The sequence below is a fragment of the Lacibacterium aquatile genome, from assembly GCF_042683105.1.
GTDB lineage: Bacteria > Pseudomonadota > Alphaproteobacteria > Elsterales > Elsteraceae > Lacibacterium > Lacibacterium aquatile.
The window spans coordinates 1-20,199 of sequence record NZ_JBHUIP010000004.1 but is presented as its reverse complement, the minus strand read 5'-3'; the positions used below and the strand labels follow the sequence as shown (position 1 = coordinate 20,199).

Genomic DNA, 20,199 nt, shown 5'->3' with positions numbered 1-20,199 from the left:
AAGAGCCGTGATGCTGCGCCGTTTCGCCCTCGCCTGGCTGATTGCCGCCCTCGCCTTTCCGGCGGCGGCGCGCGTGGCCTTGCGCGAACAGGTGACGGTCACGGAAAGCCAGGTCACCCTGGGCGATCTTTTTACCGGCCTGGATGCAGATATTGCCGCCCGCTCGGTAAGTCCTGCCCCCGGCCTGGGCGAGCGCCGGGTTCTGGATGCCGGGCAACTGTCGGCAATTGCTGCCGCCAACGCGCTGTCCTGGCGCCCGGCCGACAGCAAGATCAAGGTGACCATCGAGCGTACCGGCACCGAAGTGCCGGCTTCGGCTGTGGTTGGCGCCCTGGCGGCAGCTCTTGCCCAGCAAGGAGCGCCCGGCGACGGTGAAGTCTCCCTCGATGCCGATAAGTCGAAGGTTCTGGTGCCCCAGGGCAGCCCGGCAACCGTCGATGTCGCCGATATGGCCTATGACGTTCGGACCACCCGCTTCGTTGCGACCATCAGGGCGCCAGCGGGTAGCGGTTCCAGCCAGCGCATCAGCGGCACTTTCGCCCCGATGGTCGACGTACCGGTCCCGGCAAGCCCGATTGCAGCAGGCACCATCCTTCGCGAAAGCGATCTGGTGCTCAATCGGATGCGGGCCGATCAGAAGATCAATCAGGTCGTGACCGACATGAGCAAGCTCGTCGGCAAGACCACCAAGCGCGCGCTGCCCGTCGGCGCCCCGGTCCGCCCGGGCGATCTGATCAGTACGATATTGGTATCGAAGAACCATATCGTGAATGTCCAGATCGTCGGTGGCCCGATGAATCTGGTGATGCAGGGCAAGGCCCTGGACGATGGCGCCGAGGGCGAAATAGTTCGGGTGCTCAACACACGTTCGAATAAAACCGTTCAGGGCACCGTGACGGGCGCCGGAACAGTCTCTGTGCTCTTAGGAGCGGTTCCGGTGGGCGAAAACTGATTTGCCGGGGTCGCCCTTTGTGTTTTGACGCGGAATGCGTCGTCGCAGACAGATGTCTGCTCGAGATTTGCTGTTGTGAGGCTTAGCCATGGTCCGTGTTCGTAAATCTCTGGCGTTGCTGTTGACCGGGGCTACCCTTGCCGGGTGCAATGCCGTCGACCGCATCCAGAATATCGGCGCAACGCCGCAGATGTCGCCGATCGAGAATCCGACGACGCAGCCGGGCTATCGCAGCATCTCCCTGCCGATGCCCCCCGCTCCGATCGGCGATCGTCAGGCCAATTCGCTGTGGCGTCCCGGCAGCCGCGCCTTCTTCAAGGATCTGCGCGCCAATCGCGTCGGCGATATCGTGACCGTTGTGGTGAGCCTGAACGAGCGGGCGCAGTTGCAAAACGCCACGACGCGCACCCGCACGAACTCCGAAGGTAATACACTGACCAGCCTGTTCGGCCTGCAGAACGGTATCGAACAGATGCTGCCGGGCGACAACAGCCTGCCGAACATGGTCGATCTCGAATCCGACGTGTCGAACCGCGGCACCGGCCAGATCAACCGCTCGGAACAGGTGAACATGCGCTTGGCGGCAATCATCACCCAGGTTCTGCCGAACGGAAACATGGTGCTGCACGGCCGCCAGGAAGTGCGCATCAACTACGAAATCCGCGAACTTCAGCTGGCCGGTATCATCCGCCCCGAAGACATCAGCCCGCAGAACACGATCGACTACGACAAGATCGCGGAGGCGCGTGTCTCCTACGGTGGCCGTGGTCAGATCATGGACGTGCAGCAGCCGCGCTACGGCAGCCAGTTCCTGGACATCATATTGCCCTTCTAGTCGGCCCTCGCCGGGCGGGCGCATCCGCGCCCTTGGCCGCAGCCTCAATGGCTGCTGGGTTTCCGACCGAGAAGGCATCAAAAAACACAAAACCCGCCATCGGCAGCGATGGCGGGTTTTGTTTTGCCTAAGAACGACCGGAATAAAAAAGCCGGAACGTCAGGGACGATCCGGCTTTCAGGGTCAATCTTCGCGGTGCGTGCGTTCCATCCGCTCGTGCCGTTCCTGCGCTTCAAGCGACAGGGTGGCAATCGGGCGGGCTTCCAGCCGCTTGATCCCGATCGGCTCGCCCGTTTCCTCACAATATCCGTAGGTGTCGGTTTCGAGGCGGCGCAAGGCTTCATCGATCTTATTGATCAGCTTACGCTCGCGATCACGGGTCCGCAGCTCAAGCGCCCGATCGGTTTCCAGCGAGGCCCGGTCGGTAATATCCGGCTGAGCCAGGCTTTCTTCCTGCATGTGGTGAACGGTTTCGTTCGATTCGCGAAGCAACTCCGACCGCCAGGCCAACAGCTTCTGGCGGAAGTATTCCTTTTGAATGTCACTCATGAACTCCTCGTCCTCGGAAGGACGATAGTCCGGAGGCAGTAACGGCGCAGACGACATGGACACCTCGATCAACCCCACCACCGCCCTGATACCGCCTCTCAGCACCACCACGCTCGGGGTGTAACTGGGAGGGGGCAAGGGCGCGCGGAGTATATGGTTAAGGAGGTTCTGCGGCAATACTTCCGATGATCTCGGATGATTTCCGCCAAAAGCCTGATTTAATTAGGCTTTTATGCCGCTTTTCTCGGCACGGGCTGAATCGCGGGCGACCTCGAGCTTAGCAATTTCGACCTGAGCCCGCAGATCGATCTCGTCCAGCAGCTCCACCAACGCCGGATCCGACAGCAAATCCCGCTGCTCCTCAATCGCCCGCTGGATAGAGGCAAGATGCCCCTCGGTCAGGTCGCCGGTCAGCAGCGCGTGGCGCATATCGTCGAGACGGTCGAGGATATCGTCGGCCCGCTTACGCGCCCGCTTGCGTCCCCCGGCTTCTGCCTCCGCCGCCTGGACGGCAAACAGCGGATCAACGGCATTAAGCGGACGCGAGGCTGTGGCGGGCGCCGGAGCACCCGCGTCGTCGCTGCCCAGCATCTTGGCAAAGGAGCCGTCACCGGAGGTTTTTTCGCCCCGCTTGGCAGACGTGGTCGTGCCGGGGCCTTGAGGACCTTGAATACGCATAAGAGGAAGTTTATCAGCTTCTCTTGTGCAAGGGTACCGGCGAATGCTGCCGATCAAGCGCGGCAAAAGCTGCCGCCCTACCCCGCCCCGGCAAAATTGCCAGCGGCTTTTACTATTAAGTACCAACGGCTTATGATAATGTCCTCATGTGGCACGAACCTTGTATGGGTGTGTCCGTAGTTTAATGCCTTTGGGTAGGTTCTCGATGATTGGTATGCAACGGATGATCCAGGGATGCGTCGGCGTGGTGGCAGCACTCTGCCTCGCTTTGCCGGCGGCCGCTCAAACCGTTCGTATTAAGGATGTCGCCAGTTTCGAAGGCATCCGCGACAACATGCTCATCGGCTACGGCCTTGTCGTCGGCCTCAATGGCACGGGCGACTCGCTGAACCGAGCGGTCTTCACCCGCGAATCGCTGATCGGTATGTTGGAACGCCTGGGGGTCAACGCCCGCACCGCCAACAACGAAATGCGCACCAAGAACGTCGCCGCTGTCATGGTCACCGGCAACCTGCCCGCCTTCGCGCGTCAGGGTAACCGGATAGACATCAGTGTCTCGGCCCTGGGCGACGCCAGCAATCTTCAGGGCGGCACCCTACTCGTTACCCCGCTGATGGGCGCGGATGGCGAGGTTTATGCTGTCGCCCAAGGCGCCGTCGCCATCTCGGGTTTTGCCGCCCGGGGCGCTGCCTCTTCGATCACCCGTGGCGTTCCGACCGCCGGCCGTATCGCCAATGGCGCGCTCGTCGAACGCGAAGTCGGGTTCGAGCTGAACTCCCTGCCCACCGTGCGCCTCTCGATGCGCAATCCGGATCTGACGACCGCCCGCCGTGTCGCTAATGCCGTGAATGCCTTCCTGGGTCAGCCTGCCGCCAAGATGATGGATCCGACCACCATCGAGATCGCGGTCCCGGCTAATTATAATGGTGGCACCGCCGGTCTGCTGACCGACGTGGAAAGCCTGCCGATCACCCCGGACTCGGTTGCCAAGATCGTCATCGACGAGCGCAACGGCGTTATCGTGATGGGCGAGAATGTCCGCATCTCCACCGTCGCAGTCGCCCAGGCGAACCTCACGATCCGTGTTACAGAAACCCCGCAGGTCTCGCAGCCTGGTGCCTTCTCCGGCAACAATGCCCAGACCGTGGTGGTGCCGCGCACCCAGATCGAAGTCGACGATCAGTCGGGCCGCCGCATGGCCGTGCTCCCCTCGGGGGTCACCCTGGGCGAACTGGTCTCGGGCCTCAACGCTCTGGGCGTCGGTCCGCGCGACATGATCACCATCTTGCAGACGATCAAGGCCGCAGGCGCGCTGCAGGCTGAAATCGAGCTGATCTGAGTTTAGGGACGAGGACCGCATCATGGCAGATCCCATCGGCGCCCGCGCCCTGCCCGCCGCAGGCGACACCCAGACCGCCCGCGACGAAGCGATGACCCGCAAGCTCCAGAACATGGGGCGCCATGGGGTTACGCCGGAAAAAGCCAAGGAAGTCGGCCGCGAGTTCGAGGCCATGTTCCTCTCGCAGATGCTGGCCCCGATGTTCGACACGGTGAAGACCGACGGCATGTTCGGTGGCGGCCATGGCGAAGACAGCTTCAAGGGTCTGCTGGTCGACGAATATGCCAAGAACATGGCCCGCCAGGGCTCCCTTGGGATTGCCGACATGATCTCCAAGCAGGTCATGGAATATGCCCAAGGCCAGTCGGACGCCAAGCTGACCGTGGCCGATGCCGCCGCAGCCTATCGCAATCAGAGCGGCTCGGGCGTTGCCAAATATGTGCAGAAGGATGCGCCCGCAGACGCGGTTCCCGTCGCACCTGCACTTGATGACGAGCCAAAGCCGGTTGCTGCTCCCCGCGAGGCCGTGAGCCGCCAGAACCTGCGCGCGCCGACCGCATCCCGTCATATCGACGAAGCCTAAGGCTTCACGATTAAAGGCTCCCATGCCGCAGCATATCGGTGCCTTAACGTTGCTGGTCGATGACTACGACCGGGCAATCGCGTATTACACGAACAGTCTAGGCTTCTCGCTGATCGATGATATCGATCTGGGCGGCGGCAAACGCTGGGTTCTTGTAGCCCCACCCGGTGCTCAGGAGACACGAATGCTGTTGGCCCAGGCCGCCGATGAGGCCCAGCGGGCGCAGATCGGCCTTCAGGCTGGCGGCCGGGTGTTTCTGTTTCTGCATACCGACGATTTCGCCCGCGATCATGCCGCCTATAAGGCGCGGGGCGTGAAATTCTGCGAAGAACCGCGCTACGAACCCTATGGCACGGTCGCGGTGTTCGAAGATCTCTATGGCAATCGCTGGGATCTGCTGGAGCTGAAGCGGTAGGCTTCCTCTATCCAAGGCATCGTAATTTTCAAAAACCGTCATCCCGGCCCCCGAGCCGGGATCTGGCCGCCCTTGCAGCTTTCTCCCCAAAGGCCCAATGCGGCAACAATCTTCGGCCGGATCCCGGCTCAAGGCCGGGATGACAATCGGAAAGTTACTTCGAACGCGTGACGCTTTTCACCGTCGCCTGGGGCGCGCGGTTGGCGGTCAGGAACAGGCGGCCGACATATTCGCCAACCACACCCAGCATCACCAGTTGCACACCGCCCAGCAGCAGCGAGATCGCCATGATCGACGCCCACCCGGTGGGGGTGGAGCCGAAGATCGCCTCGATCAGCACCCACAGCAGCGCCAGCAGGCCGAAACCCGCCGAGATGAGCCCCAGCAAGGCCGATATCCGTAGCGGCAGGACCGAGAAACCGAGCGCCATTGCCGACCAGAGACGGATCAGGCGGCGCAGAGTGTAGTTGCTGCGTCCTTCCATGCGCGCCAGATGCTTGACCTCCAGCGTGCCGATGCGCTGGGTCACCTGCAGGATCAGCCCATCGACATAGGGGAACGGCCCCTCGTAGCGGGTGATGGCATCGGCGACGAAACGGGCGATGCAGCGGAAGGAGCTGAGATAAAGCCCCTTGGGCTTATCCATCAGCACGCCCGCGAGCCAGCTGTTGAACTGGCTGCCGAGGTTGCGCCAGCCTTCATGCTGCTTCTTGGCATAGAAGGTATAGACGACGTCATGCCCGCCGGTGCGGCAGGCGTCATAGAGGCGAACCACCTCTTCGGGTGGGTTCTGCAGATCATCGTCCATGGTGATGACATAGGCGCCGCGCACATGGCGATAGCCGGTCATGACGGCATTATGCTCGCCATAGTTCCGGCTGTGCTCGATCACCGTGATGGGGACCTTTGCCTCGGCTGCGAGCTTACGGCAGACCGCGAGGCTATCGTCGGGGCTGGCGTCATAGACCAGAATGATCTCGAGCCCGCCGTCGACCTCAAGCGCTTCCAGCGCATGGACCAGCCCTCCCACCGTCGCCGCGCCGTTATAAACCGGCACGACGATGGAGAGACCGATAGAGGGCTCAGCCCTCGCCGCGTCGATAGCGGACATAGCCATCGAAATCCCGGATGTAGTCATCGGGATCGTAATATTCATCGCACAGGACCATCAGCGTGCAATCGTCGCTGCGGTAGTGCTGCTCGCCCCAGATCGACGGCGGGATGATCACGCCGTTGGTCGGGTGGTTCAGCATCTTGCTGATCTGCTTGCCGTTTTCGTCCTTGCAGATCAACTCGCACGAACCGCTCAAAGCTACGAGCAGCTGCGTGCAGGCACGATGGGCGTGCTGGCCGCCGATCAGGCCGTTCTTGGTTGCATGGATCGTGAAGACCCGGCGGATCTCGAACGGGCAATTGCCCTGCCCTTGCCAGACGGTGACGTAACGATCCGGAGCGGGGTAGCCCAGAAATTCGAGTTCACGGACGGAAGAGAGCGGCAGAATTGCGGGCTTGGCGTTGGCCATGCCGGAACCTCTTGGCAAAGACTGGAGTTGGATAGCAGCCGGGAGGATGGGCGAAATCTGGTCCGGGACGCAATGAAATCTTGTTCATCCTGGCAGGATTCCATCTCTTTTTCCTAGGGCGCGGGCTATACCGGAACTCTTCTTCCCTGGAGCCGCCATGCAGCAGCCCTTTCGACTTCTTCTGCTGATCCTCGTCGGCCTGCCCGCCTTGCACGGGATCGCCGCCCTCTGGCCCCCGATGAATCACGATGCGGCGGCCATCCTGCATTGGGCGCAGCGCATGCTGATGGGCGAAACGCTCTATCGCGATATGACGGACGTCAACCCGCCGCTGATCTTCTGGATCAGCAGCATACCGGCGGCTTTCGCCAATCTGACCGGTCTGCCCGCGGGAAGCATCTATAACGGCTTCTTCGCGATCCTGGCATCGGCGAGCGTCGCGGGATTCCTGATCCAGCTCCCGCCAGAACGCCGCCTGCCGCTGGGCGCGGCGGCGATCCTGGCGGCCTTCGCCCTGCCCCAGCATTCCTTCGGTCAGCGCGAACATCTGCTGTTCCTGAGCTGCCTGCCCTATCTCGCCGCAGCCGATCTGCGCTGGCGCGGCCTGCCGTTTTCGACCCGCCACGCGATTGCCGTCGCCCTGCCCGCCGCCATCGGCATCTGCGTGAAGCCGCACTTCCTGCTGGTGCCGATCCTGATCGAGGGCGCCCTGCTGATCCGCCGGGGAGTGAGAGAGAGTTTCCGGGATCACACTCCCTTCGCCATGATCTCGGTCGGCGTCCTTTACATCGGCGCAGCATGGCTCTTTGCCCGCCCCTATCTGACCGAGGTTCTGCCGACCGGGCTGAATTACTACGCGGTTGGCGACGGCCTCCGCTGGAGCGAGATGCTGACCGAGCGTGAACTGCTGCTGGTCGCCATTCCTCTGGCCCTTGTGTCGCCCTTTCTGCGCCGGGCCGGCGGGCTGGCGATTGCCGCCGGGCTCTTCACCCTGGGTGCAGGCATCGCCGGAACCTTGCAGGCCAAGGGCTGGGACTATCATTTCCTGGCCGCGCGCCAGGGCCTCGTCCTGAGTTTGGCAGCCGTCGCCCTATCTTTCCTGAAAGACCGCCGGGCGCTGGTGATCATTGTCGTCTGCGCCCTCACCAGCGTTTCCTGGTACATGCCCGGTCGGCAACAGGCAGCTTTTGCCGGGACGGCCCCGGGCCGTATCGCCGAGTTTCTGCACCATGAGGCGCACGGCAAAACGCTGCTCTGGCTCTCGACCAGCATCACCCCGCAATATCCGGCGCTGATCCAGGCCAAGGCCCGCTCCCTCGCCTGGCCCATGAGCCTGTGGCTGATGGGGGAAGTCTATGAGCAAGACCAGGGCAATCCGGTGCCCTTCCACGCCCCCTCTGCCATGCCGCCTGCCGAACATGACCTCTGGCGCCACACGGTGGATGAACTGGTGCGCCAGCGTCCGGCTTTGATAGTCGTCACCGACCCCAGGCTGGAGGCCGGGTTCGACGGTCGCGACTTCGACTGGCTGGGATGGCTGACCCAAGATACAGAAGCGGCGGCAGCCCTGAAGGACTACCGCCGCATCGAAGCCCCAGATGGGCTTATCGCGTATCGCCTGAATTAGAAGGAGGCGATGACAGCGCCCTTGAAGCGTTCCTGGATGAAGGTGCGGATTTCATCCGACTGATAGGCCTTCACCACCTTGGCAACCCAAGGCTTGTCCTTGTCCTGGGTGCGGACAACGAGGATGTTGGCATAGGGGCTCTCGGGCGCTTCGCGGACAATGGCGTCCTTAATCGGATCGATACCGGCTTCAATGGCGAAGTTGGTGTTGATCGACGCCAGATCCACATCATCCAGGCTGCGCGGCAGCTGAGCGGCGTCCAGTTCGATGAACTTCAGCTTCTTCGGATTTTCGGCGACATCCAGCGGGGTTGCCTTCAGGCCGGCCTTCGGATCCAGCTTCAGCAGGCCCTTGGACTGCAGCAGAAGCAGCACACGGCCGCCGTTGGTCGGATCGTTCGGGATGGCGATCTTCGCACCTTCCTTCAGCTCGTCCAGGCTCTTGATCTTGCGCGAGTAGACGCCGATCGGATAGGTAACGGTCTTACCGACCGACACCAGATCATACTTGCGCTCAACAACCTGGTTATCGAGGTAAGGCTGATGCTGGAAGGAGTTCAGATCCAGATCGCCCGACGCCAGGGCAGCGTTCGGCTGAATATAGTCGCTGAATTCGATCACTTTGATATCGACGCCATCCTTCTTGGCAATGGCGGCGACCTTTTCGAAGATCTCGGCATGGGGACCGGCGGTGACGCCGACCTTCAGCGACTGGGCAAAAGCCGGAAGAGCAAACAGAGCGGCAGCAACGCCAGCAAGCAGGACACGCTTCATGGGACAGACTCCGAGTGTGGATCGCAGCGGTTTGCGCTTACGATCTGATTGAATTCAAGGGGTTAATTAGCGTTTCGAAAGACGTCGGACGAGGAAGTCGCCAGCGCTCTGAAGACATTGGACCAGCACGATCAGCACCGCGATCACGGTCAGCATCACTTCGACATTGAAGCGCTGGTAACCATAACGGATCCCGACGTCACCCAGCCCGCCGCCGCCAATCGCACCCGCCATGGCCGAATAGCCGATCAGCGAGACGATGGTGATGGTGACCGCCGCGACGATCCCCGGCAGAGCTTCGGGCAGCAGAACCCGGGTGACGATCTGGACCGGCGAGGCCCCCATGGCCTGGGCCGCTTCGATCAGGCCGCGATCCACTTCACGCAAGGCCGTTTCGATCAGACGGGCCAGGAACGGCGTTGCAGCAATCGACAGCGGCACCAGCGCCGCCGCCGTCCCGATAGAGGTGCCGACGATGGAGCGGGTGATCGGGATCACCGCCACCATCAGGATGATGAAGGGGGTCGAGCGGGTGGCGTTGATGATTACGCCCAAGACCCGGTTGACCGGCCAATTTTCGACAATGCCGCCCCGGTCGGTGACGACCAGAATCACGCCCAGCGGCAAACCTGCGGCAAGACCGACCAGGGTCGACACCGCGACCATGGACAGGGTTTCGAGCAGGGAGTTGAACAGAAGATCAAACAGCGCGGCCGACATAACCCAGCACCTCCGTGTCCAGCGCCTGATCCTTCAAGTCCGCCAAGACTTTAACTTGTGTTTCTCCATCGCCCGGCAGCGCCACCACCAGGGTGCCAAAAGCTGCCTCACCGATATGGTCGAGCTGACCATGGAGCAGATTGACGTCGATATCGAAGCGCCGCACGAGGCGCGATATCACCGGGTCGAGCGCCTTTTCGCCATGGAACTGGATGCGGATCAGCACCTGATCACCGGCCGACGGCGCGGGCTTCAACTGCTTCAGAACCGCCGCCGGCAGATCGCGGTTGAAGAGGCCCTTCACAAAATCCTGGGTCGTCGCCGTCTTGGGGCGGGCGAAGACATCCGCCGTCGGCCCCTCTTCCGCAATCACGCCGCCATCCAGCACCGCCACCTTATGGGCGATATCGCGGATGACACTCATCTCGTGGGTGATCAGCAGAACGGTCAGACCAAGCTGACGATTGATGTCGCGCAGCAGCTCCAGGATCGTCTCGGTCGTCTGGGGATCGAGGGCGGAGGTCGCCTCGTCCGACAGCAGAACCTTGGGCTCGGACGCCAGTGCACGGGCGATGCCGACACGCTGCTTCTGACCGCCCGAAAGAGCACGCGGATAGACATCGCGCTTATCGGCCAGCCCGACAAGATCCAGCAGCGGCAGCGCCTTGGCATGGGCCGCCGACTTCGACAGACCCGCCAGCTGGAGCGGGAAAGCGACATTCTCGACAACCGAGCGCGAGGACAGCAGGTTGAAATGCTGGAAGATCATGCCGATCTCGCGGCGCTTCTCGCGCAGGGCGCCCTCGCCCAGGGCCGTCAGATCGACGCCATCGACGATGACACGGCCCGACGTGGGGCGTTCCAGCAGATTGACGCAGCGGATCAGGGTCGATTTACCAGCGCCAGAACGGCCAATGATGCCGTAGATCTCGCCCTTATTGACCGACAGGGTGATGTCGCGCACGGCAGTGACCGAGCCGGACTTGCCGCTATAGGTCTTGGTGATCCCGTCCAGCAGGATCATCGGTGATGTATCTGTGTGTGGCACGGGCCACGCCTCCAAAAGCTCAACGTTACGGCGACGTCGGCTGGGCGGTTTAGGCCCATCGCTTTAGCGGTATTTATAACGCGCCCGCAATCTGTCGCTCAAATCGGCGCGGTAATCAGGAACGTAGGCCTGACCTATTTGGAAATCAATCGGAAATTACCTGTGACTTGATATGCGTGAAATGCATTTCACAGAAAATCAATGCATATAACACGTCGTGCACCACTTCAAAAATTAAACAAAGCAGATATTTGAAATTTGTCACAAATTGCATATCGTACTCAAATACGTTTCATGCGGACGTGATGCCGAAGAAACATAACCCATGGGAGATATCCATGCGTCCATCTCTCGCATTGGCATGTGCCGTCTTCATGCTTTCGGGCTGCACCTCTTTGGGTGGCTACCCTGACCGCCCGGAAGAAATATCGGATAAGACCAGCAAACTCCGCGAACGCTATTTCCTTCCGAATACAGACGTTCTTGCGACCTATGCGGGTAAAGGGTCAGACCGACGCGCATATCGCGACGAAGTCGTCTATGGCCAGCTACAGGCATTTGACCTGATGTTTTCCGATTTTGTCGAACAGCTTTATAAGGAAGGCGTCATCACCAACCTTTCGCTCGACATTATGGGGATCGGCGTCGGCACAGCCGGGGCGACAGTCACAGGAGCAGCGGCCAGCCGGGTATTATCCGCCGTCTCGGCTGGGATCGCCGGCAGCCAGACATCGATCAACAAAAATCTATATTACGAGCGCACAATGCCTGCATTGCTGGCGTCGATGGTGGCAGAGAGGTCAAAAATTCTGGCCGATATCGAAAGGGGCCTATCGTTAAGCGACGATAAATACCCCCTTGGGCGCGCCCTTATGGATATCGAACGATATTATCATGCCGGATCAATCCCAGGCGCCATTACAACCATCACGGAAAAAGCCGGTGAAACGAAGGCGAAAGCGGAAACGAGCCTCAATGTCACCAGAGACAAGGCGTTCGTCGCCGCTGACGCTCAAGAACGGGTGAAAGAGTTGGTGGCAATCGTCAAGGACCTGCCCCCAGGTGAGGCATACACAATTCTGGCAGCACCGCCGACGCAGCTCGATACAGACACCAGCAATATGATCTCGACTGTCACAGGCACGACCATCGGAACACAGCAATTTGAGCAAAAGCTTAAAGGCCCTGCAAATGATGCAGCGGCCAAAAGACTTCTGACACAGGTGCTCCTCGGGATTGATCGCTCAACGCAAAACATCGGACCGTGGAAAGCCGCAATACAAGCTGCAAAATGACAAGGAGAAATTAGATGGCCAAACAATATGTAAAAATGGAAACCAAATACCACGCCGGAATCACAGAAGAGCAGATGGAAACCGAGGCTCAAATGAGTCGCGACAATGGAAACAAAGATGTTTCCTACACCGGCAGTCAGAAAGACGGCTGGATCTTGATCTATTATATCGAGAAGATCTAATCCTTACTTCGGCAGTAGATGCCCTGCTTTTTCAGCCTTGGTCGCGAGGTACTTCTCGTTATGCGGATTGGCAGCGAAGGCATGGACCAGCCGCTCGGCCACCGTGATCCCGGCTTCTGAAAGCGCCGCGATCTTGGAGGGGTTGTTGGTCAGTAGGCGCACCGCACCCACCCCCAGCTGACGCAGCATGGCGCCCGCGATGTGATAGTCGCGCTCGTCGGGCTCGTACCCCAGATGCTCGTTGGCATCGACGGTGTCCAGGCCCTTGTCCTGCAGGGCGTAGGCGCGAAGTTTCGAGGCAATGCCGATACCCCGGCCTTCCTGCACCAGATAGAGCACGATACCGCCACCGGCCTCGGCAATCGTCTTGACCGCGCCGCGCAGCTGCTCGCCGCAATCGCAGCGCAAGCTTCCCAGCAGATCGCCGGTGATGCAGGAGGAATGCAGGCGGGTCAGTACCGGTTGTGTCAGGTCCGGCTGCCCGATGAGGATCGCCAGATGATCCGGCCCACCGTCGGCAGGACGGAAAGCAACAATGCGGGCGTCTTCGGCCTCGGCCAGCGGCACCCGCGCCTCCGACACCTTATGGAGCAGACGGCCGGAGAGCAGATCGTAGTCGCGGATGGTGTCCGCCGCGACCGATAGCAGGGCCGCGCCCTCGCTGGCTGGGAACAACAGTACGGCGGGCAGCAGCTGCGCGATCTTCATCAGACGGATGGCGGCATCGGCCAGCGGATGGGGCGCACGGCGTTTCGGCGCCTCCGGGCGGCCCTGTTCCATCGCCAACACCGGATCGGCGATGCGGGCCAGCGTACCGGGCTCACAAGCCTGCTGCGGCAGGTCATAGGCCACAGCCTCATCCGACGGTGCATCGCTCTCCCACCCCAGCGCAATCGCGCGGCGGCGGGTCATCACAAGTTCCACACCACCCTGAGCTAAGCTAGCGAGCCAAGCCTGGGTGCGGGCCTCGCAACCTTCGACCGGCAGGGCCAGCACCGATTGACCATCCGCCCCCACCAGACGCACCGGCAGGGTTCGCCGCACCTCCCCGATAGCACGATCCAGCGCCAGCAGATCGCTGGGCTCGGGCGGCTCGACAGGATTGAAGGCGGCAAGAAACGCTGGGGCGGTCACGGTGGGCCTCGAAGGACAAAAACAAACAAAGACACTATAGGGCAGATGGCGCTTGCCCGCTAAAGCGGCAAGAGCGTGGCTGCATTGCCATTGCTACGCCCCCTGGTTTCCCCTTAGCAAGTGTTTGAGCTTAGCAAGATCTATCAAAAGCGATGCCCCTATGGTGGTCGGCGGAGGGAACATGAACAAGACAGCCACCCTGATGGGTTATGAGCATCGCATCCAGCGGGTCCTCGATCATATCGCGGCCCACCCCGGCCAGGATCACAGCCTGGACGGGCTGGCGGAAATCGCCTGTTTCTCGCCCTATCATTTCCATCGGATCTACCGGGCGATCATGCGGGAAACCGTGCTGGATACCCTGCGCCGTCAGCGCCTGCATGGTGCCGCAGCGGCCTTGCTTCAGGCCGAAGACAGTCTGGAGCAGATCGCCCGGCAGGCCGGATACGGCAGCCTTGCCGCCTTCAGCCGGGCATTCCTGGCCGCCTATGGCATCGCGCCGGGCGCCTATCGCTCCCAGGGACTGCTCGTGGTTCCCTCCCCCTATCAACCCGTCGAGGATGACCCCATGAGCTATTCGGCCGAAATCCGCACCACCCCCACCCGCCATGTGGCCCGTATTGCCCATAAGGGCGACTATCAGAAGATCGGCACCGCCTTCGACAAACTGGCGGCCTGGGCAGGCGCCCGGAACCTGTTTTCGCCCGACAGCCTGATGATCGGCATCTTTTACGACGATCCCGACGGGGTGCCGCTGGATGACCTCCGCTCCTTCGCCTGCCTCACCGTTCCCCAAGAAACCCCGACGGGGGGCGAGGTCGACAGCGGCTACATCGAAGGCGGTAAATTCGCCGTCGTCCGGCACAAGGGACCCTATGCCGAGCTACCAAAGGCTTACGCATGGCTGTTCCGCGAATGGCTGGTCAAAAGCGGGCAGGAAACGGCCGACGCCCCCTGCTTCGAGATTTATCTGAACGATCCCAGCAGCTTGCCGCCCGCCGAATGGCTGACGGATATCTATCTGCCGCTTAAAGGCTGATCCGACGCCCGCCTGGGACGTATGACAGCCTGTAGCTTTTGACAATCGACCTGAAGCAGGGCCGCGCGCATAACCCTCGCCATGCTGCGCGCCCTGCTCATCCTGCCGTTTCTTTTGGCCGCCGTCCCTGCCCGGGCGGTGGAGCTGATTGCGCACGAGGTTCCGCCCTACGTCTTCGATCAGGACGGCATCGCCTATGGTCCAGCTATCGACATCGCCCGCGAGCTCGTATCGGCGGTTGGGATCCATCAGGACTTCCGTATTCTGCCGAGCCTGCGTTTCATCCGCGATCTCGAAGACGGCGGCCGCATCGGCATCATGAAGGCCAGAACCCGCGACACCGAAGACCGTTTTCAATGGATCGCCCCGCTGGCGACCGAAGCCGCCGGGTTTGCCGCCCTCGCTCCCCGACCGGCGCCGGAGACCCTGACCGAAGCGCAGACGATGGGCATCATCGGCGTTATGGAGGGCGGATTTGCCGAACCCTGGCTGGACCATCGGCAGGTGGCGTTTGATGCCACCCGCGATGAGGCGACCAATCTGCAGAAGCTGCTGGCCAAAAGGATCGACGTCTGGCTGGCACCGCTCAGCGCCATGGGGGTCTTGACCGGTCGTGGCGGCAAGCCGTCCCTGCGCAGCCAGATCAATGTCGGCCCGCCTGTATTCCAGGTGGAATATTACATCGTTGCCTCGCGCGACGTTCCGGCCGCGATCGTCGAAGGCATGCAACGCCGCCATCGCGCCTTGATCGCCGAAGGGACCTTTCAGGCGCTGATGCATCCCACCCGCTAGGGCTTGGCAGGCGGCTTTTTTGCTTATGCTCGCCACATATTAGCCATTTCCTTGCGCAGCCCGTCTGACATGCTATAACCAGTGGCTGATCGCAACGGACATACGAGACCTAGGATTGTCATCCCCCCTCGTCCTTGTTCTCAACGGGCCGAATCTCAATCTTCTCGGCACCCGGGAACCTGAAATCTACGGACGCACCACCCTTGCCGATATCGAGGCACAGGTGCGGTCTGTTGCGCATGGGCATGGCTTGGCCATCGATTTCCGCCAGTCCAATATGGAAGGCGAATTGGTCGGCTGGATCCAGGAAGCGCGGAACAGCGCCCAGGGCATCATTATCAATGCCGGGGCCTATACCCACACTTCCATTGCACTGCTCGATGCGCTAAAGGCCGTCGGCCTTCCGGCCATCGAAGTGCATTTGTCCAACATCTTTCACCGCGAACCGTTCCGCCACACCTCATATCCGGCACAGGCGGCGGTTGGTATCATTGCCGGTTTCGGTGCGCTCTCCTATGAGCTGGCCGTCGCCGCAATGGCAAAACTCTTGAAGCAACGCGAGGCGTGATGTCCCAGCACGACCTGGAACTTGAGCTGATCCGCAATCTTGCCGGTCTGCTCGACGAAACCAAGTTGACCGAGATCGAATTCGAACGCGACAAGGTGCGCATCCGCGTCGCCCGGACTCCGGGCGCCGTGAGCGTCGCCGCTCCGGTCGCGATGGCGGCTCCAGTCGCAGCACCGGCTCCGGTCGCAGCGGCCCCGGCGGTCGGCCTGCCGACCAGCGATCCGGCCAGCCATCCGGGCGCGGTTACCTCGCCGATGGTCGGCACCGTCTATCATGCGCCAGACCCCAATTCCCCGGCCTTCATCAAGGTCGGCGACAAGGTCACCCAGGGCCAGACCCTGCTGATCATCGAAGCGATGAAGGTCATGAACCCCTTCGCCTCGCCGCGTTCCGGCACCGTCAAGGACATCATCGTCCGCGACAGCCAGCCGGTCGAATTCGGCGAAGTCCTGCTGATCATCGAGTAAGGCGCAAACGAGCCGATGTTCGAAAAGATCCTGATCGCCAATCGCGGCGAAATCGCCCTTCGTATTCACCGGGCCTGCCGCGAGCTGGGCATCAAGACGGTGGCGATTCATTCGACCGCCGACAGCGATGCCATGCATGTGCGCCTTGCCGATGAGAGCGTCTGCATCGGGCCGCCCGCGCCCCGGCAGTCCTATCTCAATATGCATGCCATCTTGACGGCGGCGACGATCACCGGGGCCGAAGCCATTCACCCAGGCGTTGGCTTCCTGGCTGAAAACGCCGATTTCGCCCAGATGGTCCGCGATCACGGTCTCGTCTTCATCGGCCCCGATCCCGAGCATATCCGGATCATGGGTGACAAGATCACCGCTAAACATGCAGTGACCGAGCTGGGTATTCCGACCGTTCCCGGTTCGCCCGGTCCGATCACCTCCGACGATCAGGCGATGGAGATCGCCAATCAGATCGGCTATCCGGTTCTGATCAAGGCGGCGGCAGGCGGCGGCGGCAAGGGCATGAAGGTTGCCCAGAACGACGACGAACTGCGCGCGGCCCTGCCGATCGCCCGTTCCGAAGCCAAGGCGTTCTTCAATAACGACGCCGTCTTCATGGAAAAGTACCTCGGGCGTCCGCGCCATATCGAGCTGCAGATCCTGGGCGATGGTCAGGGCAACGTCATTCATATGGGCGAGCGCGACTGCTCGCTCCAGCGCCGCCATCAGAAGCTGGTCGAGGAAGCCCCCTCGCCCGCGTTGAATGCCGAAGAGCGTGAGAAGATCGGCAAGATCGCCCTCGACGCCATGCGCGCGCTCAACTACGCCTCGGCCGGGACGCTGGAATTCCTCTATGAGGACGGCGAGTTCTATTTCATCGAAATGAACACCCGCCTGCAGGTCGAACATCCGGTTTCGGAATTCATCACCGGCATCGATCTGGTGCGCGAGCAGATCCGCATCGCAGCCGGTGGCAAGCTTGGCATCCGTCAGGAAGATATCCGCTTCAATGGCGCCGCCATCGAAGTGCGCGTCAATGCCGAAAGCCCCTTCACCTTCCTGCCCTCACCGGGTCGGGTGACGGACTACCACGCACCGGGCGGCCCCGGTGTGCGCGTCGATAGCCATCTCTATTCCGGCTATAAGATCCCACCGAACTACGACAGCCTGGTGTCCAAGCTGATCGTGCACGGCAAGACGCGGAATGAGGCGATGATGCGCCTGCGCCGCGCGCTCGAGGAATATGTCATCGGCGGCATCGAAACCACGATCCCGCTGGCCCAGGAGATCATTGCCGACAACGATTTCATCGTTGGCGACTATACGATCCACTGGCTGGAAAAATTCCTCGCCAAACGCGACGGCGGCAACGGGGGCCATTGATCGGCCATGATGAGAACACGGGGCTTCTGACGCAATGCGCCTGACCCCTGATCTCTTGCTGCGGGCCTATGCGGCCGGGATCTTCCCGATGGCTGAACATCGTGAAGATCCCGACCTCTATTGGGTCGACCCGGAGCGGCGGGGCATTCTTCCGCTCGACGGTTTCCACATCCCCTCCCGCCTGCGCCGCACCGTGCGCCAAGGCAAACTCCAGATCACCTGCGATGCGGCCTTTCGCCGTGTCGTCGCAGCCTGCGCCGCGCCCCACCGGGGACGCGAGGACAGTTGGATCAACGACGAGATCAAGCGCCTCTACGGTCTGTTGTTCGACCGGGGCTTTGCCCATTCGGTCGAAAGCTGGCACGACGGGCAGCTGGTCGGTGGGCTTTATGGCGTTGCCATCGGCGGCGCCTTCTTTGGCGAGAGCATGTTCTCGACGGCAACCGATGCCAGTAAGGTCGCGCTCGTGCATCTAGTAGCGCGATTGAAGGCGGGCGGTTATGTTCTTCTGGACACACAATTTGTCACAGACCATCTCGCCCAGTTCGGTGCACTGGAGATCCCGCGCACCGACTATCGCCAACGTCTGGATATGGCGCTGACAGTGGAGGCTCGTTTCCCCGTGCATATGAGCGACCAGGAGGTATGGCAGAATGCCGGACTCGCCCACGCTTGAACTCGACAGGCTGCTGCAGGCGGTATCGTCGAACGACCGGCGAGCCTTCGAGGATACATATAAAGCGGTCGCACCGCGTCTATATGGCCTCGCCCTCCGTATCACCCGTAGACGTGAGTCGGCGGAGGAAACGGTGCAGGACGTTTTCGTCAAACTCTGGAGCGGTTCGGCCCGCTTCGATGCAGAACGGGGAAGCGGCTTTGGCTGGCTGGCGACCCTGACGCGTAACCGCGCGCTCGATATCCTGGCGCGCGACGGCCGCACCGACGCCCTCCCGCCCGAATTGCTGGATCGCCCGGACCCCTCGGAAAGCGCACTCGATCAGCTGGGACGCACCCAGGATGGCGAGCGGCTGCAGGCCTGCCTCGCCGGTCTGCCGGATAATCAGCGCCAGGCGATCCTGGCCGCCTTCTTCGATGGCTTCACCCACGAGGAACTGGCAACGCGGTTTGAAACGCCGCTCGGTACGGTAAAAAGTTGGGTCCGTCGTGGCCTGATGCGGTTGAAAGGGTGCCTTGGCGCATGGATCAGCTAGATCGCGATAGCCTGGATATCCTGGCGGCCGAGCATGTCCTGGGACTGCTTGGCACTTCCACCCGCGGCGAAATCGAAGCGATGGCCGCGAATAATCCCGACCTTGCCGAGGCCATCCAGGCCTGGGAAAGCCGTCTCGCGCCCCTGGCCGAGCTGGCGCCGGAAGTCGCGCCGCAGGCCGGTCTCTGGGCCCGTATCGCCGGGGCAACTTTCGAGCAGGCTGCCAAAGCCAAGGCGGTCGAGGAAGACATCCCTGCCGAGATCATCGATGGCCGGGTTCTGAAAGCCCTGAAACGCAAGGCCAGCCGCTGGAAGACTCTGTTCTTCACCGGCTTCGTGCTGACCGGCGCGGCAGCCGCAGCGGTCGTCGCCCTGTTCCTGACGACACCCGCCTGGGTCAGCTTCCATCCGCCTGCCGAGATCGTCGCGCGCCTCCAGGATCGCCTGGGCGTGAAGATCCCCGATACGATGCTGGCGCAGATTCAGCCCGCCGCACGCTCGAACGTGGTCGTGCTGGTCGATGAGTCGCGCAATCCGATGTTCGTCATGAAGCCGATGGGCGACAAGATGGCAGTCATGCCCGTCGCCTCGGTCGCGCCGCCTGCGGACAATAAGGTGATGCATGTCTGGGTCTGGACCGATCCCAAGACCATCGTCTGGCTCGGCACCGTCGGCCCGGAAGGCACCATGGTGCCGATGCCCGCCGGCGTGAAGCCGGGTAACCGCTTCTGCATCTCGGTCGAACCGAGCGCCGAACAACCGGGCCCGGCCCCAACGGGCCAGCAGATGTACGTCGGCCGCATGGTCGACGGCACGAAGATCTAAGCAAAACGGCGACCTACGGGTCGCCGTTTTTCTTTGTGTCTGATCATGGATCAAACAAACGCTGTCATCCCGGACCTGATCCGGGATCTTGGGTAGATAGGCCGCGTAGCCACTTACGCATCCAGTCAAAAGTCCCGTCATCCCCCGACTTGATCGGGGGATCTGTGGCCGGTCTCCGTTCCGTCACTTAAAGATCCTCGGATCAAGTCCGAGCAACTGTGTTGAGTTTGGTCAAGCGGGTATCATCAGGAAGGCCTTTTTGTCTCTG

General features: G+C 61.6%; 24 protein-coding genes and 1 riboswitch. Of the genes, 16 read left to right on the top strand and 8 right to left on the bottom strand.

The genetic code is table 11. The features are described 5' to 3' along the window. Positions 1-10: 10 nt before the first annotated feature. Together flgA and flgH are read left to right on the top strand one after the other, a co-directional pair. On the top strand, positions 11-952 hold the full coding sequence (gene flgA, locus ACFSM5_RS05590; protein WP_379875301.1) for a flagellar basal body P-ring formation chaperone FlgA: 942 nt from the start codon (positions 11-13) through the stop codon (positions 950-952). A gap of 88 nt (positions 953-1,040) precedes the next feature. Continuing rightward, entirely contained in the window at positions 1,041-1,787 is a 747-nt protein-coding gene (flgH, locus tag ACFSM5_RS05585) for a flagellar basal body L-ring protein FlgH (protein ID WP_379875300.1), read from the top strand. A 183-nt stretch (positions 1,788-1,970) separates the two neighbouring features. Here the strand turns inward: flgH and dksA are convergent, their stop codons facing one another. Together dksA and ACFSM5_RS05575 are read right to left on the bottom strand one after the other, a co-directional pair. Further along, positions 1,971-2,393, bottom strand: coding sequence for an RNA polymerase-binding protein DksA (gene dksA / locus ACFSM5_RS05580; protein ID WP_379875591.1), 423 nt, complete (start codon positions 2,391-2,393; stop codon positions 1,971-1,973). 165 nt (positions 2,394-2,558) lie between these two features. Then, on the bottom strand, positions 2,559-3,014 hold the full coding sequence (locus ACFSM5_RS05575) for a flagellar assembly protein FliX (protein WP_379875299.1): 456 nt from the start codon (positions 3,012-3,014) through the stop codon (positions 2,559-2,561). A gap of 214 nt (positions 3,015-3,228) precedes the next feature. Here ACFSM5_RS05575 and ACFSM5_RS05570 point away from each other — a divergent pair, with 214 nt between their 5' ends. Genes ACFSM5_RS05570 through ACFSM5_RS05560 form a run of 3 tightly spaced genes read left to right on the top strand, consistent with a single transcriptional unit; the run spans position 3,229 to position 5,351 of the window. Continuing rightward, on the top strand, positions 3,229-4,353 hold the full coding sequence (locus ACFSM5_RS05570) for a flagellar basal body P-ring protein FlgI (protein ID WP_379875590.1): 1,125 nt from the start codon (positions 3,229-3,231) through the stop codon (positions 4,351-4,353). Positions 4,354-4,375: 22 nt separating this feature from the next. Beyond that, positions 4,376-4,936: a rod-binding protein gene (locus ACFSM5_RS05565; protein ID WP_379875297.1), complete on the top strand. Its 561-nt coding sequence runs from the start codon at positions 4,376-4,378 to the stop codon at positions 4,934-4,936. A 22-nt stretch (positions 4,937-4,958) separates the two neighbouring features. Next, the gene (locus tag ACFSM5_RS05560) at positions 4,959-5,351 is read left to right on the top strand and encodes a VOC family protein (RefSeq protein ID WP_379875296.1); all 393 of its coding nucleotides are present in this window, start codon (positions 4,959-4,961) and stop codon (positions 5,349-5,351) included. 154 nt (positions 5,352-5,505) lie between these two features. On the opposite strand, the gene ACFSM5_RS05555 is transcribed toward ACFSM5_RS05560, so the two are convergent. Then, positions 5,506-6,462: a glycosyltransferase family 2 protein gene (locus ACFSM5_RS05555; protein WP_379875295.1), complete on the bottom strand. Its 957-nt coding sequence runs from the start codon at positions 6,460-6,462 to the stop codon at positions 5,506-5,508. Beyond that, complete coding sequence (locus tag ACFSM5_RS05550) at positions 6,434-6,874, bottom strand: sugar 3,4-ketoisomerase (protein ID WP_379875293.1); 441 nt, start codon at positions 6,872-6,874, stop codon at positions 6,434-6,436. The genes ACFSM5_RS05555 and ACFSM5_RS05550 overlap by 29 nt, the downstream gene beginning before the upstream one ends. Before the next feature lie 157 nt (positions 6,875-7,031). Between ACFSM5_RS05550 and ACFSM5_RS05545 the strand changes: the two genes are divergently transcribed. After that, the gene (locus ACFSM5_RS05545) at positions 7,032-8,501 is read left to right on the top strand and encodes a hypothetical protein (RefSeq protein ID WP_379875292.1); all 1,470 of its coding nucleotides are present in this window, start codon (positions 7,032-7,034) and stop codon (positions 8,499-8,501) included. On the opposite strand, the gene ACFSM5_RS05540 is transcribed toward ACFSM5_RS05545, so the two are convergent. The 3 genes from ACFSM5_RS05540 to ACFSM5_RS05530 all read right to left on the bottom strand — a co-directional run bounded on the left by ACFSM5_RS05540 (position 8,498) and on the right by ACFSM5_RS05530 (position 11,018). Next, positions 8,498-9,274, bottom strand: coding sequence for a MetQ/NlpA family ABC transporter substrate-binding protein (locus ACFSM5_RS05540; protein WP_379875291.1), 777 nt, complete (start codon positions 9,272-9,274; stop codon positions 8,498-8,500). The genes ACFSM5_RS05545 and ACFSM5_RS05540 overlap by 4 nt on opposite strands. 66 nt (positions 9,275-9,340) lie before the next feature. Then, positions 9,341-9,994, bottom strand: a complete 654-nt coding sequence (locus tag ACFSM5_RS05535; protein ID WP_379875290.1) for a methionine ABC transporter permease — start codon at positions 9,992-9,994, stop codon at positions 9,341-9,343. Continuing rightward, positions 9,975-11,018 (bottom strand): methionine ABC transporter ATP-binding protein, encoded by a 1,044-nt coding sequence (locus tag ACFSM5_RS05530; RefSeq protein ID WP_379875589.1) that lies wholly within the window; start codon positions 11,016-11,018, stop codon positions 9,975-9,977. The genes ACFSM5_RS05535 and ACFSM5_RS05530 overlap by 20 nt, the downstream gene beginning before the upstream one ends. Positions 11,019-11,085: 67 nt before the next feature. Further along, a riboswitch (SAM riboswitch) is annotated at positions 11,086-11,162 on the bottom strand. A gap of 218 nt (positions 11,163-11,380) precedes the next feature. On the opposite strand from ACFSM5_RS05530, the gene ACFSM5_RS05525 reads away from it, so the two are divergent. Together ACFSM5_RS05525 and ACFSM5_RS05520 are read left to right on the top strand one after the other, a co-directional pair. After that, positions 11,381-12,337, top strand: a complete 957-nt coding sequence (locus ACFSM5_RS05525; protein WP_379875289.1) for a hypothetical protein — start codon at positions 11,381-11,383, stop codon at positions 12,335-12,337. 14 nt (positions 12,338-12,351) lie between these two features. Further along, on the top strand, positions 12,352-12,519 hold the full coding sequence (locus ACFSM5_RS05520) for a hypothetical protein (protein WP_379875287.1): 168 nt from the start codon (positions 12,352-12,354) through the stop codon (positions 12,517-12,519). 3 nt (positions 12,520-12,522) lie between these two features. Here the strand turns inward: ACFSM5_RS05520 and ribA are convergent, their stop codons facing one another. Continuing rightward, positions 12,523-13,653 (bottom strand): GTP cyclohydrolase II, encoded by a 1,131-nt coding sequence (gene ribA / locus ACFSM5_RS05515; RefSeq protein WP_379875286.1) that lies wholly within the window; start codon positions 13,651-13,653, stop codon positions 12,523-12,525. 181 nt (positions 13,654-13,834) lie between these two features. On the opposite strand from ribA, the gene ACFSM5_RS05510 reads away from it, so the two are divergent. The 8 genes from ACFSM5_RS05510 to ACFSM5_RS05475 all read left to right on the top strand — a co-directional run bounded on the left by ACFSM5_RS05510 (position 13,835) and on the right by ACFSM5_RS05475 (position 19,931). Continuing rightward, complete coding sequence (locus ACFSM5_RS05510; protein WP_379875285.1) at positions 13,835-14,692, top strand: AraC family transcriptional regulator; 858 nt, start codon at positions 13,835-13,837, stop codon at positions 14,690-14,692. 81 nt (positions 14,693-14,773) lie between these two features. Beyond that, the gene (locus ACFSM5_RS05505; protein WP_379875284.1) at positions 14,774-15,484 is read left to right on the top strand and encodes a substrate-binding periplasmic protein; all 711 of its coding nucleotides are present in this window, start codon (positions 14,774-14,776) and stop codon (positions 15,482-15,484) included. 115 nt (positions 15,485-15,599) lie between these two features. Beyond that, positions 15,600-16,052: a type II 3-dehydroquinate dehydratase gene (aroQ, locus tag ACFSM5_RS05500; RefSeq protein WP_379875283.1), complete on the top strand. Its 453-nt coding sequence runs from the start codon at positions 15,600-15,602 to the stop codon at positions 16,050-16,052. Next, positions 16,052-16,519 carry an acetyl-CoA carboxylase biotin carboxyl carrier protein gene (gene accB / locus ACFSM5_RS05495; RefSeq protein ID WP_379875282.1) on the top strand — a complete coding sequence of 156 codons (468 nt, stop codon included), beginning with the start codon at positions 16,052-16,054 and terminating at the stop codon, positions 16,517-16,519. The genes aroQ and accB overlap by 1 nt, the downstream gene beginning before the upstream one ends. Before the next feature lie 15 nt (positions 16,520-16,534). Then, on the top strand, positions 16,535-17,896 hold the full coding sequence (gene accC / locus ACFSM5_RS05490) for an acetyl-CoA carboxylase biotin carboxylase subunit (protein WP_379875281.1): 1,362 nt from the start codon (positions 16,535-16,537) through the stop codon (positions 17,894-17,896). Positions 17,897-17,930: 34 nt separating this feature from the next. After that, entirely contained in the window at positions 17,931-18,572 is a 642-nt protein-coding gene (gene aat, locus ACFSM5_RS05485; RefSeq protein WP_379875280.1) for a leucyl/phenylalanyl-tRNA--protein transferase, read from the top strand. Next, a complete protein-coding gene (locus ACFSM5_RS05480; protein WP_379875279.1) occupies positions 18,550-19,107 on the top strand; it encodes a sigma-70 family RNA polymerase sigma factor in 558 nt (185 codons plus the stop codon). Before aat ends, ACFSM5_RS05480 begins: the two co-directional genes overlap by 23 nt. Then, the gene (locus tag ACFSM5_RS05475) at positions 19,095-19,931 is read left to right on the top strand and encodes an anti-sigma factor (protein WP_379875278.1); all 837 of its coding nucleotides are present in this window, start codon (positions 19,095-19,097) and stop codon (positions 19,929-19,931) included. The genes ACFSM5_RS05480 and ACFSM5_RS05475 overlap by 13 nt, the downstream gene beginning before the upstream one ends. The last annotated feature ends 268 nt before the right edge of the window (positions 19,932-20,199 follow it).

Coding starts and splice junctions, on each gene's coding strand:
- flgA (WP_379875301.1), top strand. CDS start 11: ATGCTGCGCCGTTTCGCCCTCGCCTGGCTGATTGCCGCCCTCGCCTTT.
- ACFSM5_RS05555 (WP_379875295.1), bottom strand. CDS start 6,462: ATGTCCGCTATCGACGCGGCGAGGGCTGAGCCCTCTATCGGTCTCTCC.
- flgH (WP_379875300.1), top strand. CDS start 1,041: ATGGTCCGTGTTCGTAAATCTCTGGCGTTGCTGTTGACCGGGGCTACC.
- ACFSM5_RS05540 (WP_379875291.1), bottom strand. CDS start 9,274: ATGAAGCGTGTCCTGCTTGCTGGCGTTGCTGCCGCTCTGTTTGCTCTT.
- ACFSM5_RS05575 (WP_379875299.1), bottom strand. CDS start 3,014: ATGCGTATTCAAGGTCCTCAAGGCCCCGGCACGACCACGTCTGCCAAG.
- ACFSM5_RS05565 (WP_379875297.1), top strand. CDS start 4,376: ATGGCAGATCCCATCGGCGCCCGCGCCCTGCCCGCCGCAGGCGACACC.
- ACFSM5_RS05525 (WP_379875289.1), top strand. CDS start 11,381: ATGCGTCCATCTCTCGCATTGGCATGTGCCGTCTTCATGCTTTCGGGC.
- ACFSM5_RS05480 (WP_379875279.1), top strand. CDS start 18,550: ATGCCGGACTCGCCCACGCTTGAACTCGACAGGCTGCTGCAGGCGGTA.
- ACFSM5_RS05560 (WP_379875296.1), top strand. CDS start 4,959: ATGCCGCAGCATATCGGTGCCTTAACGTTGCTGGTCGATGACTACGAC.
- dksA (WP_379875591.1), bottom strand. CDS start 2,393: ATGTCGTCTGCGCCGTTACTGCCTCCGGACTATCGTCCTTCCGAGGAC.
- accB (WP_379875282.1), top strand. CDS start 16,052: ATGTCCCAGCACGACCTGGAACTTGAGCTGATCCGCAATCTTGCCGGT.
- ACFSM5_RS05475 (WP_379875278.1), top strand. CDS start 19,095: ATGGATCAGCTAGATCGCGATAGCCTGGATATCCTGGCGGCCGAGCAT.
- ACFSM5_RS05545 (WP_379875292.1), top strand. CDS start 7,032: ATGCAGCAGCCCTTTCGACTTCTTCTGCTGATCCTCGTCGGCCTGCCC.
- ACFSM5_RS05510 (WP_379875285.1), top strand. CDS start 13,835: ATGAACAAGACAGCCACCCTGATGGGTTATGAGCATCGCATCCAGCGG.
- ACFSM5_RS05550 (WP_379875293.1), bottom strand. CDS start 6,874: ATGGCCAACGCCAAGCCCGCAATTCTGCCGCTCTCTTCCGTCCGTGAA.
- accC (WP_379875281.1), top strand. CDS start 16,535: ATGTTCGAAAAGATCCTGATCGCCAATCGCGGCGAAATCGCCCTTCGT.
- aat (WP_379875280.1), top strand. CDS start 17,931: ATGCGCCTGACCCCTGATCTCTTGCTGCGGGCCTATGCGGCCGGGATC.
- ACFSM5_RS05570 (WP_379875590.1), top strand. CDS start 3,229: ATGCAACGGATGATCCAGGGATGCGTCGGCGTGGTGGCAGCACTCTGC.
- ACFSM5_RS05530 (WP_379875589.1), bottom strand. CDS start 11,018: ATGATCCTGCTGGACGGGATCACCAAGACCTATAGCGGCAAGTCCGGC.
- ACFSM5_RS05520 (WP_379875287.1), top strand. CDS start 12,352: ATGGCCAAACAATATGTAAAAATGGAAACCAAATACCACGCCGGAATC.
- ACFSM5_RS05535 (WP_379875290.1), bottom strand. CDS start 9,994: ATGTCGGCCGCGCTGTTTGATCTTCTGTTCAACTCCCTGCTCGAAACC.
- ACFSM5_RS05505 (WP_379875284.1), top strand. CDS start 14,774: ATGCTGCGCGCCCTGCTCATCCTGCCGTTTCTTTTGGCCGCCGTCCCT.